Source organism: Streptomyces sp. NPDC096048, from assembly GCF_044763415.1.
Taxonomy (GTDB): domain Bacteria; phylum Actinomycetota; class Actinomycetes; order Streptomycetales; family Streptomycetaceae; genus Streptomyces.
Map to the genome: position 1 here is coordinate 340063 of NZ_JBIWGG010000001.1, position 15874 is coordinate 355936.

Here is a 15874-nt window from a genome sequence, read left to right on the forward strand (position 1 = left end):
GCGTGGGGCGGGTCAGCACAGCGGCACCGCCTGGCCCGGTCCGGCCGGCCATGCCGTCAGCGGGGTGAAGCCCCGGTGGCCGCACTCACCGAAGACCTTGACGGGCGCGCCGCCCGACAGGGCGACCAGGCGCCACAGGCCCGCACGGTTCCCGGCCGCCGGGGCGAGCGGCAGTGCCGTGTCCCCGTCGGCGTCCGCCAGTTGCCAGTGGTCGCCGTCCGGTACCGGGACGACCTGGTCCAGTGTCACCGGCACCGACTCCAGCCACGGATCGTCGCGGAGGGCCTCGCCGTAACGACCGGCCGCCTGGGACGTCGTCATCCCCTTCGGACGTAGCTCCGTGGGTGTGGGCGGCTCGAACTGTCTGCCCAGGGCGGCTCGCTGCTGCCCGGCGCCCGGATACGCCGACACCTCCGCATCGAGGGCCAGCCCCACCGGCAGCGCCGGTTCCGGGGCCCGGCCCGCGGCGCCGTAGGAGAGGAGCAGCACGGCGCGGTCCGTCTCCGCGCCGTACAGCCAGCTGCGACGGGTCGTCAGCCGGGTGTCCGCGGTGTCGTACTGGGCGAGGACCAGCCAGCGGTCCCGCACCGCGGGGCCGTCCGCGGACGCCGACAGGCCGACGCGTGCACGGACCGTCGCAGCCAGGCCGTCCGGCAACTGCTCGCGGCGCAGCCAGCCCTGGTCGAGAAGGTGGAGAAGAGAGCACTCCTCCAGCAGCCGGACCGGCCATCCGGGGCCGGACGACGGTATGGCGCCCAGCTCCCGCACCCGCGAGGCCAGCCCCGACGCCTGGGCGTCGACCATGCGGGCCGCCGTCTCCTCCCACAGCTCATAGCCCGTCTGCTCCGCGCCGGCCAGGCCGCCGCGCAGCAGGTCCGTCAGCCGCTGCTCCAGCTCCGTCGCGCCCGCGGTGATCCGACCGGCCCGCTGCTCCGCCCGGCGCCGCGCCGCCTCCGGGTCGGCGGTCCCGGCCGCGGAGCCGGGCGACCCCGCCGTCCTCTTCTCCGCCGCCCGTTCGCGCCGTCCGGCGATCCACCGCTCCGCCCACTCCGGCGCCGTCGCCCCCGGCACCACACCGTCGCCGCCCGCCCAGAGCAGCAGCAGCCCGAGCGCGTGCTTGCACGGGAACTTGAGGCTCGGGCAGCCGCACTTGTACGCGGGCCCGGACATGTCCGCGATGTCGACGACCGTTCGATACGGCTCGCTGCCGCTGCCCTTGCACAGCCCCCACACCGCCCCCTCGTCGGAACTCCCCGCCTCGGACCACGGCCCTGCCGTGCCGAGTTTGCCGCCCGCTCTGCGTGACGCGGCGTCAGGCGCCAGTGCCAGCACCTGGTCCACGGTCCAGCGCACCCCCTGCTGAGTCATGCCATCGAAGGTAGGTCCCGCCACTGACAATCGGTCGATCGAAAGTGTTTTTGCAGGTCAGCGCGATTGTCAGTGGCGTGGTGCACCGTGGATGACAGATCGAACCGGCCGAGCTGGAGGGGGAATCAGCCATGCCTGTGTCCGTAGAACCGACGCCCGCGGGACCGACGCCCGTGGAACAGTCCTCGGTTGAACCGGCGTCCGTCGACCCGGGCCGGAGCGGGTCGGCCCCCGGGGCGGAGGCGTTGCGGCCGCACGCCGAGCACGCCTTCGCGGCCGAACTCACCGCGTTGGCCGCGCAGGACGACCGCCCGCGTCCGGCCCGCTGGAGGCTGTCGCCGTGGGCCGTCGCCACCTACCTGCTCGGCGGCACCCTGCCCGACGGCACGGTGATCACTCCGAAGTACGTGGGCCCGCGCCGCATCGTCGAGGTAGCCGTCACCACGCTCGCCACCGACCGCGCCCTGCTCCTGCTCGGCGTGCCCGGCACCGCGAAGACCTGGGTGTCGGAACACCTCGCGGCGGCCGTCAGCGGCGACTCGACCCTGCTGGTGCAGGGCACGGCCGGCACGCCCGAAGAGGCGATCCGCTACGGCTGGAACTACGCGCAGCTCCTCGCCCACGGCCCCAGCCGCGCCGCGCTCGTGCCCAGCCCGGTCATGCGGGCCATGGCGGACGGCATGACCGCCCGGGTGGAGGAACTGACCCGTATCCCGGCCGACGTGCAGGACACGCTCATCACGATCCTGTCGGAGAAGACCCTGCCGATACCGGAACTGGGCCAGGAGGTGCAGGCGGTCCGCGGATTCAACCTGATCGCCACCGCCAACGACCGCGACCGCGGGGTCAACGAGCTGTCGAGCGCCCTGCGCCGCCGCTTCAACACCGTGGTCCTGCCGCTGCCGGAGACCGCCGAGGCCGAGGTCGAGATCGTCTCCCGCCGCGTCGACGAGATCGGCCGCTCCCTCGACCTGCCGTCGGCGCCCGACGGCATCGACGAGATCCGCCGTGTCGTCACCGTCTTCCGCGAGCTGCGCGACGGACTGACGAGCGACGGGCGTACGAAGGTGAAGTCGCCCAGCGGCACGCTGTCGACGGCCGAAGCCATCTCCGTCGTCACGGGCGGCCTCGCGCTGGCCGCGCACTTCGGCGACGGGGTACTGCGGTCCGGCGACGTCGCCGCGGGCATCCTCGGCGCCGTCGTCCGCGACCCGGCCGCCGACCGCGTCATCTGGCAGGAGTACCTGGAGACGGTCGTCCGCGAGCGCGACGGCTGGAAGGACTTCTACCGGGCTTGCCGGGAGGTGAGCGCGTGAACGGCACGCGGATGCGGGCGCTGCTCCGGACGGGGACCCCCGTGGCCGGCGCGACGGGGGACGACGAGGACTCGACCTGGACCCGTAGGCGAGGGGGACGGTGTGACGGGCACTGACAGGGCCGGGAGCGGTGGGCCCGGCACGCCGGGTGGGGCCGGTGGCTCCGGTGGTGGGCCGCTGCTGCTGGGCGTACGCCACCACGGTCCGGGGTCGGCACGGGCGGTCCGCGCCGCGCTGGAGGCGGCCCGGCCGGGGGTCGTGCTGATCGAGGGGCCGCCGGAGGCCGACGCCCTGATCCCGCTGGCCGCCGACGAGGACATGCGACCGCCGGTCGCGCTCCTTGCCCACGCCGTGGACGAGCCCGGCTGCTCGGCCTTCTGGCCGCTGGCCGAGTTCTCCCCGGAGTGGGTGGCCGTCCGCTGGGCCCTGGAACACGACGTCCCGGCCCGGTTCATCGACCTCCCGGCCACGCACACGCTGGCATGGCGGGCAGCGGAGCGTGCCGGGGACGAGGGGAGAGAAGGGGAGGAGCCGGAGCCGGAGAAGCCAGGCTCCGTCGGGGAGGGGGACGAGCCCGGTGCGGACTTCCCCGGCGTACGGGCGGATCCGCTCGCCGCCCTCGCCGGCGCCGCCGGTCACGACGACCCCGAACGCTGGTGGGAGGACGTCGTCGAGCACCGGGGCACGGGAGACGGGGACGCGCTCGCCCCGTTCACGGCACTGGAGGAGGCCATGGGGGCGCTGCGGGAGACGGAGGCGGGCGGCGGGCGCGACCGGGACCTCGTGCGGGAGGCGTACATGCGCCTCCAGGTACGTGCGGCGCGGCGCGAGTTCGCCCAGGAGGTCGCCGTGGTCTGCGGGGCCTGGCACGTGCCCGCGCTCCGCCGCAAGGTCACCGTCGCCGCCGACCGGGCGCTGCTGAAGGGGCTGCCCAGGACCAAGGTGGACATGACCTGGGTGCCCTGGACGCACCGCCGGCTGTCCCGGGCCAGTGGGTACGGGGCGGGTATCGAGTCGCCGGGCTGGTACGGGCACCTGTTCGGCGCGGCGGACCGGCCCGTCGAGCGGTGGCTGACCAAGGTGGCCGGGCTGCTGCGGGAGGAGGACCGGATCGTCTCCTCGGCGCACGTCATCGAGGCGGTGCGGCTGGCCGAGACCCTCGCGGTGATGCGCGGCCGTCCGCTGCCCGGGCTGAGCGAGACGACGGACGCGGTGCGCGCGGTGATGTGCGAGGGCTCGGACGTGCCGCTGGCGCTGGTGCACGACCGGCTGGTCGTGGGCGACGTGCTGGGGGAGGTGCCCGCCGGGGCGCCGGCGGTGCCCTTGCAGCGGGATCTCGCCCGGACCCAGCGGCGACTGCGGCTCAAACCGGAGGCGTTGGAGCGGGAGCTGGAGCTGGACCTGCGCAGGGAGACCGACGCGGGCCGCAGCAGACTGCTGCACCGGTTGCGGCTGCTCGGCGTCGGCTGGGGCGAGCCGGCCGCCTCGCGGGGCAGCACGGGTACGTTCCGGGAGACGTGGCGGCTGCGGTGGGAGCCGGAGCTGTCCGTGCGGGTCGCCGAGGCCGGGGTGTGGGGCACGACCGTGCTCGCCGCCGCGACCGCCCGAGCCGAGGCGGACGCCGTCACCGCGCGGGGCCTCGCCGACGTCACCGCGCTCGCCGAGCGCTGCCTGCTGGCCGAACTGCCGGACGCGCTCCCCCCGGTGATGCGGATACTCGCCGACCGCGCGGCGCTCGACACGGACGTCGGCCACCTCGCCCAGGCCCTGCCGGCCCTGGTCCGCTCCCTGCGCTACGGCGATGTGCGCGGCACCGACACCGGCGCACTGGCCGAGGTCGCCGCGGGCCTCGCCGAGCGGGTCTTCGTCGGCCTGCCCCCGGCCTGCGCCGCGCTGGATGCCGACGCTGCCGAGGAGATGCGCCGGCACGTGGACGCCGTGCACGGTGCTGTGGGCCTGCTGGGTGACGCCCCCGCGCCGGGCCACGGCGATCTCCGGTCCCGTTGGCAGGCCGTGCTGCGCATCCTCTCCGCGCGGGACACCGTGCCCGGCACCGTCCGCGGGCGCGCCGTACGGCTCCTGCTGGACGACGGCGAGTTGGCGCCGGACGAGGCGGCACGGCTCATGGGCCTGGTGCTGTCCCCGGGGACGCCACCGGCGGACGCGGCGGCCTGGATCGAGGGTTTCGTGGGCGGCGGCTCGGGCGGCGGCATGCTGCTCCTCCACGACGAGCGGCTGCTGACACTGGTCGACGCCTGGCTGACCGGCGTACCGGCGGAGGCGTTCACGGACGTGCTGCCGCTGCTGCGGCGCACCTTCTCGGCCTACGAGCCGGGAGTGCGCCGCAGCCTCGGCGAGCTGGTCCGGCGTGGACCGCAGTGGCGGGGGAGGGCGACGACGGCCGGTTCCGGCATACCCGGCTTCGCGGCCGAGCTGGACACCGGACGCGCCGACGCCGTGCTGCCGGTGATCCGGCTGCTGCTGGGCGTGGACGCATCGGGCGCGGTGGGCGCGGCGAACGCGACAGGGCCGGTGAGCGAGGTGGGCGCGACAGGGGCGGTGGACGCGGTGGGCGCGGCGAGCGTGTCAGGGGCGGCGGGCGCGGCGGGCGCGGCGAGCGTGGCGGGCACGGCGGGCGATGCCGACGCGACGGACAGTGGTGCTGCCGGGCCCGGCACCGGTGGCCGGCGGTCGGGTGCCGAAGACAACGACCTCGTGGGGGTGGACGCATGACGACCGAGCCGGTGGACACCGACACGGCACAGGAACGACTGCGGCGGTGGCGGCTCGTGCTCGGCGGTGACCCGGCCGACGGCACCCGCCGCACGCTCTCCGGACAGGACGCCGCGATGGACGGGGCGCTCACCGCGCTCTACGAAAAGGGACGGGCGGGGCGGGACCGTTCGGCGGGGCTCGGGGCCTCCGCACCGGCCGTGGCGCGCTGGCTGGGGGACATCCGGACCTACTTCCCCTCCTCCGTCGTGCAGGTCATGCAGCGGGACGCGATCGACCGGCTCGGTCTCGCCGCGCTCCTGCTGGAGCCGGAGATGCTCGAGGCCGTGGAGGCCGACGTGCACCTCGTGGGCACCCTCCTGTCCCTCAACAAGGCGATGCCGGAGACGACGAGGGAAACGGCGCGGGCGGTCGTGCGCAAGGTCGTCGAGGACCTGGAGAAGCGGCTCGCCACCCGCACCCGGGCCACCCTCACCGGAGCCCTCGACCGCAGCGCCCGCATCAGCCGGCCGCGCCACCACGACATCGACTGGAACCGCACGATCGCGGCCAACCTCAAGCACTACCTGCCCGAGTACCGGACGATCGTGCCGGAGCGGCTCATCGGTTACGGGCGGGCGTCCCGGTCCGTGAAGAAGGAGGTCGTCCTCTGCGTCGACCAATCGGGGTCGATGGCGGCGTCCGTCGTGTACGCGTCCGTGTTCGGCGCGGTGCTGGCGTCCATGCGGTCGATCGACACCCGGCTCATCGTCTTCGACACGGCGGTCGTCGACCTCACCGACCAGCTCGACGACCCGGTCGACGTGCTCTTCGGCACCCAACTCGGCGGTGGCACGGACATCAACCGCGCGCTGGCGTACTGCCAGTCGCAGATCACCCGGCCCGCGGAGACGGTGGTCGTGCTGATCAGCGACCTGTACGAGGGAGGCATACGGGACGAGATGCTCAAGCGAGTCGCGGCGATGAAGGCGGCGGGGGTGCGGTTCGTGACGCTGCTGGCGCTGTCCGACGAGGGGGCGCCCGCGTACGACCGGGAGCACGCGGCGGCGCTCGCCGCGCTGGACGCGCCCGCCTTCGCCTGCACGCCCGATCTCTTCCCGGAGGTGATGGCGGCGGCGATCGAGAAGCGTCCCCTGCCGATACCGGATGCCGGGTGACGATTTGTCGATCCGAGGTGGCCTGATTCCTGCCGGTAAACCGGATATGACTGCCCATCGGTACGAGCGGGCTTGCGCAACCTGCGGACCTCCGTGCGAGGATCGCGCGTCGTGTCGATGCGATGTTCGACGCGCGATCCGTTCCGCCGCACGGGAGGAATCTCCCCCTCTTGATCTGGTCAGCAGTCCTGCCCGGTGCCGCTCTGCGCGTGACGCGCAGGGTGGCCGGGCGGCGTGTGCTGCACGTGGCGCTGCTGGTGGGCGGATTGTTCGTGCTCGGGATCCTCTGCGGAGGGCGAGCGCAGGCGGCCGAGGGGGCGCCGTCCGTGCGGGACGCGATCGGACAGGTCGTCGACGCACCCCCGGACCTCCCGCGGGAAGCACGGGAATCGACCGTCCCGCAGGGTTCGCGGGCCGATCAGGACTCTCGGGCCGATCAAGGTTCTGGAGCCGACCAGGAGTCTCGGACCGACCAGGAGTCTCGGACCGGCCAGATCCCCGAGACCGGCCAAACCCCCGGTACCAGCCAGGTCACCAAGACCAGCCAGGAATCCAGGACCGCCGTCCAGGACTTCGGGACCGCCTCGCGTTCCGGCGTGGTGTTTTCGGAGCTTCGTCCTCTTGCCGAGGGCGTCGTCCGGTCCGTTGAGGCCCGGGTCGTGCGGCCGGTCGGTGACGCGGTGGAGACGGTGGCCGACGGGCTCGGGGCGGTCGCGCGGACGGAGGTGCCGCCCTTGGAGGCGTTGCCGCCACTTCCTTCCCCGCCCTCGCTGACCTCGCCTACGCGGCCTTCGCTGCCGTCCTCGCCTTCGCTGCCGTTCCTGCCGGACCCGTCCGGCGTGGTCGACGTTCCCGGTCGGTTGATGCCGGTCGGCACGGCTCCGCGGCCAGGGTCCTCCACCACGGTGCCGGACGCCTCCGACACCGCCGACACGTCCGTCACCCCCGACGCCCGGTCCTCCGACGGCGCCGGAGCCGCGGCGCACGTCGCGTACGGCCCGGAGCCCGTCGTCGGCGGGTCGCCCGCAGCGGCGCACGTCGACACCCACCGTCCCGTGCCCGCGCCCGCCGAGCACGCCCCCGCCCACCGGGCACCCACCGGCGACCCCGACGGCACGCTCGGCACCGGAGCCGGTGCCGACCACGGCACGCCGCGCCACGGTGACGCGCACGCGGTCACCCCGCATCACCGGATTCCGTTCCGACTCGTGCCCGGCGCCTTCGCGCGTGCCGACGCCGCCGAGATCCGGGACCGGTACCGGGACGTTCCCGTCTCTCCCGCCTAGAGCAGGGCCTTCCCCCCGCCGCAGACCCGCCGCGCGGGGGCGGAGAGGTCTGCCCGCCGTCCGGACGCTTCTCACTCTTCCGGGCGGGTGCCGCCGGCGCCGCACGACCCGGCCCGGCATTCGGAAATGTCCCCAAGCTCTTCGAAGGACCCTGACGTACCCATGAACAAGAACATCCGCCGTTCCATAGTCATCGCCGCCGGCGTCACCGGCGCCTGGGCGCTGGGCTCCTCCGTGGCGAGTGCCGACGAGCTGCCGGCCGCCTCCGTGTCCGTCCCGGACGCCGTGACGGACACGGTTGCCGACGCCGCCGAGAACGCCCCGGAAGCCGCGACCGACAACGTGACGGACGCCGTGACGGACACCGCCGCCAAGGCCGACGCCCCCGCCGCCACCGCCACCGCTGACGCCACCTCCAACGTCGCCTCCGACATCACGTCCGACATCACGTCCGACCGTGGCCGGCTCACCCCCACCGACGACGTCGACTACCTCTTCGGCCCCCTCTCCGCCTTCGCGCCGGAGCTGGACCAGACCGAGAGCCAGAGCCAGACCCAGACCCGGCACCAGACCCAGACCGCCGCACAAGAGACGGTCGACACCGTCGCCCCGCCGGTCGCCGACCGGGCCGTCACCGGCGCCGGGCCGGTCGCCGAGGGCGTCGTCGCGGACGTGCGGCCGTACGCCACCGGGCTGGTCGGCCAGGCCACCGGCGACACCAGGGAGGCCGTACTCCCGCCGGTCGCGAACACCGCCGTGGACGGTGCGGTGCCCGTAGCCGGGCAGGCCGTCCGGGACGCGGGCGGACTGGCGACCGGCGTCGCGGGCGACATGCGGCCCTTCGCGGCCGGCGTCGTCGGGACCGTACCGCCGCTGACGCAGGGCGTGACCGGGCAGGTGGGACCGTTCGCCGAGGGCGTCACCGGTGCCGTGCGGCCGGTCGTCGACGCCGTGGTCGAGACGGTCCAGCCGGTCCTCGAGGGTGTCGGCGGCAGCGCCACGACGCTGGCGTACGGCGTCACCGGCGAGGTGGCGCCCTTCGCGCACGGCGTCGCCGGACAGGCCGAGCCCTTCGCGCGGGACCTGACCGGAACCGTCCAGCAGACCCCGCTGGCCGGCAACGCCGTCACCGGTGTGGGGGACGTCACCCGATCGGTGACCCCCGGCTACGCGCAGGACCTCCGGGACAGCGCCTACGGCGCGCTCGGCAACCCGTACGGCGTCTGACATCCGCCCACCTGGACATCAGGTGAACCACCGGTTTCGCGGAGCACACGGCCCCGGACGGTCCGGCCGAAAGCCGTCGGCCTCCGTCCGGCCGTAGCCCCGCGGATCGGGGCGGCCGGTCCCCATTGGGGTGGGGACCAGCCGCCCCGCACCCCGGGAGTCCGCACTGCCGCGGGCCCCGGGGCGTTCAACGGCCTCACCGGGTCGGCCCCAACCCGGTGAGGCCCCTCCGCCCGGACGCGGAGCCCTCCGCCCGGTGTCCCCGCGCGCCCTCACGCCCGGCACCCCGTGCCAGTGAGCGCGGCATCATGTGACAGGCATCACCGCTCAGGTGTGACCCACGATTTAGAGACCCTCCGCAAGCGGCGATAACCTGCGAGACGGACATGCCGCGCGCTCGGACACCGTGTGCGCCCCCCTTGTGACTCACAGCGGACGTCACGTTGCCCTTCGCGGCACGCCCACGCATCCAACGAACCGCGAGATCACTGATAGGGACGGAAGCGCGTGGACCTGTTCGAGTACCAGGCGAGGGACCTCTTCGCCAAGCACGATGTACCGGTGCTGGCCGGTGAAGTCATCGACACGCCTGAGGCGGCGCGCGAGATCACCGAGCGTCTGGGCGGCAAGTCCGTCGTCAAGGCGCAGGTGAAGGTCGGTGGTCGCGGCAAGGCCGGTGGCGTGAAGCTGGCCGCCTCCGCGGACGAGGCCGTCGCCCGGGCGACGGACATCCTCGGGATGGACATCAAGGGCCACACGGTCCACAAGGTGATGATCGCCGAGACCGCCCCGGAGATCGTCGAGGAGTACTACGTCTCCTTCCTCCTCGACCGTGCCAACCGCACCTTCCTCTCCATCGCCTCCGTCGAGGGCGGCGTGGAGATCGAGGAGGTGGCGGCCACCCGTCCGGAGGCCGTCGCCAAGACCCCGATCGACGCGATCGACGGTGTGACGCCCGAGAAGGCGCGCGAGATCGTCGAGGCCGCGAAGTTCCCGGCCGAGGTCGCCGACAAGGTCGCCGACATCCTGGTCAAGCTGTGGGACACCTTCATCAAGGAGGACGCCCTCCTGGTCGAGGTCAACCCGCTGGCCAAGGTCGTCTCCGGCGACGTCATCGCCCTCGACGGCAAGGTGTCGCTCGACGACAACGCCGAGTTCCGTCACCCGGACTTCGAGGAGCTCCACGACAAGGCCGCCGCCAACCCGCTCGAGGCGGCTGCCAAGGAGAAGAACCTCAACTACGTCAAGCTCGACGGCGAGGTCGGCATCATCGGCAACGGCGCGGGTCTCGTCATGAGCACCCTCGACGTCGTCGCGTACGCCGGTGAGAAGCACGGCGACGTCAAGCCCGCCAACTTCCTGGACATCGGTGGCGGCGCCTCCGCCCAGGTCATGGCGAACGGCCTGGAGATCATCCTCGGCGACCCGGACGTCCGCTCCGTGTTCGTCAACGTCTTCGGCGGCATCACCGCCTGCGACGAGGTCGCCAACGGCATCGTCCAGGCGCTGAAGCTCCTGGAGGACCGCGGCGAGAAGGTCGAGAAGCCGCTCGTCGTCCGCCTCGACGGCAACAACGCCGAGCTGGGCCGCAAGATCCTCACCGACGCCAACCACCCGCTGGTCCAGCGCGTCGACACCATGGACGGCGCGGCCGACAAGGCCGCCGAGCTGGCCCACGCCGCCAAGTAAGCACTCAGGACGAGGACACCAACACACCATGGCTATCTGGCTCAACAAGGACAGCAAGGTCATCGTCCAGGGCATGACCGGTGCCACCGGCATGAAGCACACCAAGCTCATGCTGGGTGACGGCACCAACGTCGTGGGCGGCGTCAACCCGCGCAAGGCGGGTCAGTCCGTGGACTTCGACGGCAACGAGGTACCGGTCTTCGGCACCGTCAAGGAGGCCATCGAGAAGACCGGCGCCAACGTCTCCGTCATCTTCGTGCCGGAGAAGTTCACCAAGGACGCCGTCGTCGAGGCCATCGACGCCGAGATCCCGCTGGCCGTCGTGATCACCGAGGGCATCGCCGTGCACGACTCGGCCGCCTTCTGGTCGTACGCCGGCAAGAAGGGCAACAAGACCCGGATCATCGGCCCGAACTGCCCCGGCATCATCACCCCGGGCCAGTCCAACGTCGGCATCATCCCGGGCGACATCACCAAGCCGGGCCGCATCGGTCTGGTCTCGAAGTCCGGCACGCTGACGTACCAGATGATGTACGAGCTGCGTGACATCGGCTTCTCGACCGCCGTCGGCATCGGTGGCGACCCGATCATCGGCACCACGCACATCGACGCGCTCGCCGCGTTCGAGGCCGACCCCGAGACCGACCTGATCGTCATGATCGGCGAGATCGGCGGCGACGCCGAGGAGCGTGCGGCGGAGTACATCTCGAAGAATGTGACCAAGCCGGTCGTCGGCTACGTCGCGGGCTTCACCGCGCCCGAGGGCAAGACCATGGGCCACGCCGGCGCCATTGTCTCCGGTTCGTCCGGCACCGCCCAGGCGAAGAAGGAGGCCCTGGAGGCCGCCGGCGTCAAGGTCGGCAAGACGCCGACCGAGACGGCGAAGCTCGCCCGCGCCATCCTGGCCGGCTGACCCGGCCGCACCGGCCGCGCGCAGCGGCCACACCGAGTGGCCCGCCCCCTGTCCTCGGGGGGCGGGCCACTCGGCGTACGGCACGTCACTCCAGCCGGGGCGTCAGCCGCTCCGGCCCGTCCTGCAACTGATCCCGCAGCTTCTGCCGCAGCTCCAGCTGCTCGTCCGACAGCGCCCCCGGCGCCACCTTGGGCGGCACCCCGCGCACCGTCTCCCCCGGGGACACGGGCGGCTCGTAGTGCGTGGGCGCGGTGCGCAGGGTCAGGGCCGTGGTGCCGATGAGGGCGACGGTGAAGGCGATCGCGGCCCGGGTCAGGAACCGTGCCCGGCGTTCGCTGCCCATCCGCACCGCCGGCGGCCTGGCGGCCCGCAGCCGCTCGGTCGACGCCAGTTCGGCCAGCCGCCGGTGCAGCACCCGCGGGTCGGCCAGCTCGGGCAGCCGGTCGGCGACGGCCTCGCGGGCGTGCAGCAGCCGGTTCGCCGCCGCCGGGGTGCTCGCCTCCGTCTCCGCGGCCGTCTCGGGCAGGCCCAGGCCCAGGCCGTCGTACAGCAGGAGCGTGCGGCGGTGCTGCGGAGGGAGCCTGAGGAGGGTGTTCAGCAGGGTGCGGTCGCCGGGGTCGGCGGGCGGCGGCTCCGGATGCCGGTGGCGCAGGCGGAACCGCTGCCAGGGCGAGAGCGCGTACTCGTACGCCGCCGCCCGCACCCAGCCCACCGGGTCGCGGTCGCGCGCCACCTCGGGCCAGTGCTCCCAGGCGACTTGGAAGGCCCGCTCCACGGACTCGCGGGCCAGCTCACGGCGGCCGGTCAGCAGGAAGGTCTGCCGTACGAGGGCGGGGGCGCCGAACTCGTACAGCGCGTCGAAGGCCTGAGCGGGCGTCAACGCGGTGGGCGCGGAGGCGGGGGCGGGCGCGGACTCGGCCTCGGGGGCCGGCTCGGGCCGGGGTTCCGGTCCTGACTCCTGTTCAGCCTCCGGGCCCGAGCCTGGTCCCGAGCCCGGTCCCGAGGGGGAATCCGGTCCCGCGCCCGAGCCCGGTCCCGACCGCCGCTCGTCCAGTGGCTTCGCGGGGAGTACGAGGCTGTCGGCGGCCTCCTCGGAGGCGCCCGCCGATCCGGCGCCGACGGCCACGACGACGGGTACCGGCGCCGGTTCCGGTGCCGGGGCGGGTGCCGGCTTCGCCCGCCGCGCCGTCGCCTCCTCGGCCAGGGTGTTCAGCAGCTTCGCGTACGCCTCCCGTTTCCGGCCGCGCGGGGTCGTGCGGCCGCTCTCCCACGCACGGACCGTCTCGCGGGTGACACCCACCCGTGACGCGAGCTGAGCCTGTGTCAACGCGGCGCTCTCACGCAGGCGTCGGCGGGCCTTGGGAGGAGGGAGCGGGGTTGCAGGGCTCCGCGTCACAGGGCGCCCCTTCGTACGAAAAAGTACATAAACATATATTGAGCGACACAGCGGAGCTTCGCCTGTTACGCCGGTAAAGCGCGTGTCGTTGGGAGCATGGCGGCGTGATGCAGACGACCGATCGCCGAGCCCCGTTGTCCCTGCTGCGCACCCGGTGGCGCGACCGGTCGCCCGGGCTGGCCGCCGGCCTCCTGGGCGGCGTGGTCGCGGCGGGACTGGGGCTGGCTTCGTGCGCCGCGCTCGTGACGCTGCTGTGGATCAGCTCGCCGTACCCCGACAGCGGGCCCGGCGGCGCACTGCACGTCGGCGCCGCCGTGTGGGTGCTGGCGCACGGGGCCGAACTGATCCGTGCCGACACGCTCTCCGGCGCCCCTGTGCCCGTGGGCGTCACCCCGTTGCTGCTTCTCCTGCTGCCGGTGTGGCTGCTGCACCGGGCGGCCCGGGACGCCACGGACCCGGGGGACGGCGTGGCCGTGGCCGTGGGCGCGGGTGCGAAGGCGGGGGTCGGCGTGCGTCTGGGCGGGGGCCGGATCCTCCCGGACGCCGGACCGCCGCCCGTCTCCGCGCGCAACGCCTGGGCCGGGGTCGTCCTCGGCTACCTCGCCGTCGCCACGCCCGTCGTGCTGTACGCGGCGGGCGGTGCGCTGCGGCCCTCCTGGTGGTGGGCGCCGGTGTGCCTGCCGCTGGTCGCCATGGGCGCGGCGGGCGCGGGTGTGTGGACGGCGTTCGGCCGTCCGGGCGGGCCGGTGGGACGGGCACTGCGCGTACTGCCCCGGAACCTGCGGGAGCTGATGGTGGAACCGGACGCGCGCCTGGGCGCCGCGGCGCGCGCGGCGGGCGCCGGGGCGGCGGTGCTCGTCGGCGGCGGTGCGCTGCTGCTCGCGGTGTCGCTGGTGTGGCACGGAGCCGCCGCGCGGGAGGCCTTCCTGCAGCTGACCGAGGGGTGGTCGGGGCGGTTCGCCGTACTGCTGCTCTGTCTGACGCTGGTGCCGAACGCGGCGGTGTGGGCGGCGGCGTACGCCCTCGGTCCCGGCTTCGCGCTCGGTACCGGCCATGTCGTGGACCCCTTCGGTTCCGCCCCGGCACCGCTGCTGCCGCCGTTCCCGCTGCTGGCGGCGGTGCCGGACGCGGGTCCTGGCACCCCGCTGCACTGGGTGGCCGGGGCGGTGCCGTTGGCGGCGGGGGCGGTGGTGGGGTGGTTCACGGCGCGGGCGGCTACGGGGGCGGACCCGGGCGCCCATGAGGCCGCCGGGCCGTGGTCGTGGCGGCGGACCGTCGCCGCCGCGGTACTGGCCGCCGTGCTCTGCGCGGTCCTCGTCGCCCTGCTGGCCGCGCTGGCGGGTGGGCCGCTCGGGGATGGCGCCCTCGCGCGGTTCGGGCCGGTGTGGTGGCAGGCCGGGGGCGCGACGCTGGCGTGGGTCGGGGTGGTGGCACTGCCGGTGGCGGTGCTGATGAGGGCGTGGCGGGGCCGGGGCGCTGCCGCTTCGGCGCAGGTGGTGGAGGGCGGGGACGCGGCTGACTCCGGTGGTGGGCGCCGGTGGGGGTGGGTCTCGTTGCCCTCGGCGGGGCGGTGGTGGGGGCGAGGGGGCGCCGACGCCGACGCCGGTGGCGGCGGCGGTGGTAGCGATGCGCCGTACGATCTGCTCCCGGTCGACTCCCCCGGGGAGGGGTCGTCGCGGGTGCTTTGAATGGTCCCGGCGCGGCGCCGCCGCCGTGGCGTTCTTCGCCCCCGCCGCCCCTACGCTGCCCGTCCCCGGGGGCTGCGCCCCCGGACCCCGCTTCGGCCCTTGAACGGGCCTCGTCCTCGAATGCCGGACGGGCTGGAAGGCCTCGAACGCCGGACGGGCTGGAAGGCCTCGAACGCCGGAGGGTCTGGAAGGCAGCAAGCGCCGGACGGGCTGGAATCGCCGCGCCCGGCGTCGGAAGGCGGCGTCAGCCCTCCGTGCCCAGCAGGTCGCGGAGCTGCTCCGGGAGGTGGGTCTCGCAGTTCTGCTTCGCCTCGTTGGTCAGGGCGTCGTTCCGGCAGGTGTAGTAGTCGCTGTAGACCAGCTGTGCGCCGAAGGACGCGGCGACCAGGAGGATGGCCAGGGAGGACGTGACCAGGCCGCTGATCGCGGCGGTCCGCTGCGGACGGCCGGTCTGGTCGGCGGACGGGGCCGGGGTGTCCGGATCCGAGGCGGCACGGGGCTTGGCGCGCAGCGCGCTGATGCCCCAGTACAGGGACAGGGCGCCGAGCAGCAGCGCCACGTACGGCCACGTGAAGAGCGCGAAGAAGAGGGCCCACATGCCGCACAGCAGGGCATAGCGGGCGCGCCGCTGGGCAGGGTCCGTCGGGTCCCAGCGCGGGCCGGTGCCCCCGCCCGATCCCTCGGGGCCGGAACCGGAACCGGAACCGCCGGGCCGCTCGCCGAAGCCGCCGGGGGACCGGCCGGGCTGCCGGTCGCTCCACTGACGGCCCCACGGAGAACGTCCGCCCTCGCCCCGGGAATCGCCGCCGTCGCCCGACGGGTGCCGCGGCTGCCAGGGGCGGTCCGGCGTGCCCTCCGGGGGCGGCGCGAACGGATTGTCCTTCTCGGTGGCGCCGTCCTGCTCGCCGCCCTCCGCCCGGTCCGAGGGGGTGTCGGGCGGTGAAGAGGGGCGCTCCCGCAGCAACACGGTGCTGCGCTCCCCTGGCTGCGCCGACTGCTGGGAGAGCGTGAGCAGTCGCAGGCTGCGGTCCGGCATCAAGTGAGCGTCTTCCCCTTGGCGACAGTGAACGGGCGATCTGAACGGACGATCTGGTGGAACGG

Annotated in this window: 11 protein-coding genes; 8 read left to right on the forward strand and 3 right to left on the reverse strand. The window is 74.1% G+C overall.

The annotated features are described in order from the left end of the window. Positions 1–12: 12 nt before the first annotated feature. Positions 13–1368 (reverse strand): SWIM zinc finger family protein, encoded by a 1356-nt coding sequence (locus ACIQ6R_RS01720; protein WP_404218038.1) that lies wholly within the window; start codon positions 1366–1368, stop codon positions 13–15. Positions 1369–1499: 131 nt separating this feature from the next. Between ACIQ6R_RS01720 and ACIQ6R_RS01725 the strand changes: the two genes are divergently transcribed. From ACIQ6R_RS01725 to sucD, 7 genes are all read left to right on the forward strand, one after another. Beyond that, complete coding sequence (locus ACIQ6R_RS01725) at positions 1500–2684, forward strand: AAA family ATPase (protein ID WP_404218040.1); 1185 nt, start codon at positions 1500–1502, stop codon at positions 2682–2684. A 102-nt stretch (positions 2685–2786) separates the two neighbouring features. Then, positions 2787–5417 (forward strand): DUF5682 family protein, encoded by a 2631-nt coding sequence (locus ACIQ6R_RS01730; protein ID WP_404218042.1) that lies wholly within the window; start codon positions 2787–2789, stop codon positions 5415–5417. Next, entirely contained in the window at positions 5414–6574 is a 1161-nt protein-coding gene (locus tag ACIQ6R_RS01735) for a VWA domain-containing protein (RefSeq protein ID WP_404218044.1), read from the forward strand. Before ACIQ6R_RS01730 ends, ACIQ6R_RS01735 begins: the two co-directional genes overlap by 4 nt. Positions 6575–6744: 170 nt before the next feature. Then, a complete protein-coding gene (locus ACIQ6R_RS01740) occupies positions 6745–7860 on the forward strand; it encodes a hypothetical protein (protein ID WP_404218046.1) in 1116 nt (371 codons plus the stop codon). Positions 7861–8022: 162 nt separating this feature from the next. Further along, positions 8023–9087 carry a hypothetical protein gene (locus ACIQ6R_RS01745; protein WP_404218048.1) on the forward strand — a complete coding sequence of 355 codons (1065 nt, stop codon included), beginning with the start codon at positions 8023–8025 and terminating at the stop codon, positions 9085–9087. Between the two features lie 507 nt (positions 9088–9594). Beyond that, on the forward strand, positions 9595–10776 hold the full coding sequence (sucC, locus tag ACIQ6R_RS01750; protein ID WP_404169235.1) for an ADP-forming succinate--CoA ligase subunit beta: 1182 nt from the start codon (positions 9595–9597) through the stop codon (positions 10774–10776). Between the two features lie 28 nt (positions 10777–10804). Further along, positions 10805–11689, forward strand: a complete 885-nt coding sequence (sucD, locus tag ACIQ6R_RS01755; protein WP_121748769.1) for a succinate--CoA ligase subunit alpha — start codon at positions 10805–10807, stop codon at positions 11687–11689. An 85-nt stretch (positions 11690–11774) separates the two neighbouring features. Here the strand turns inward: sucD and ACIQ6R_RS01760 are convergent, their stop codons facing one another. After that, a complete protein-coding gene (locus tag ACIQ6R_RS01760) occupies positions 11775–13085 on the reverse strand; it encodes a helix-turn-helix domain-containing protein (RefSeq protein WP_404218050.1) in 1311 nt (436 codons plus the stop codon). Positions 13086–13192: 107 nt separating this feature from the next. Between ACIQ6R_RS01760 and ACIQ6R_RS01765 the strand changes: the two genes are divergently transcribed. Next, positions 13193–14773: a DUF6350 family protein gene (locus ACIQ6R_RS01765; RefSeq protein ID WP_404218651.1), complete on the forward strand. Its 1581-nt coding sequence runs from the start codon at positions 13193–13195 to the stop codon at positions 14771–14773. 244 nt (positions 14774–15017) lie between these two features. On the opposite strand, the gene ACIQ6R_RS01770 is transcribed toward ACIQ6R_RS01765, so the two are convergent. Then, positions 15018–15809 carry a hypothetical protein gene (locus tag ACIQ6R_RS01770; RefSeq protein WP_404218052.1) on the reverse strand — a complete coding sequence of 264 codons (792 nt, stop codon included), beginning with the start codon at positions 15807–15809 and terminating at the stop codon, positions 15018–15020. Positions 15810–15874: the final 65 nt, after the last annotated feature.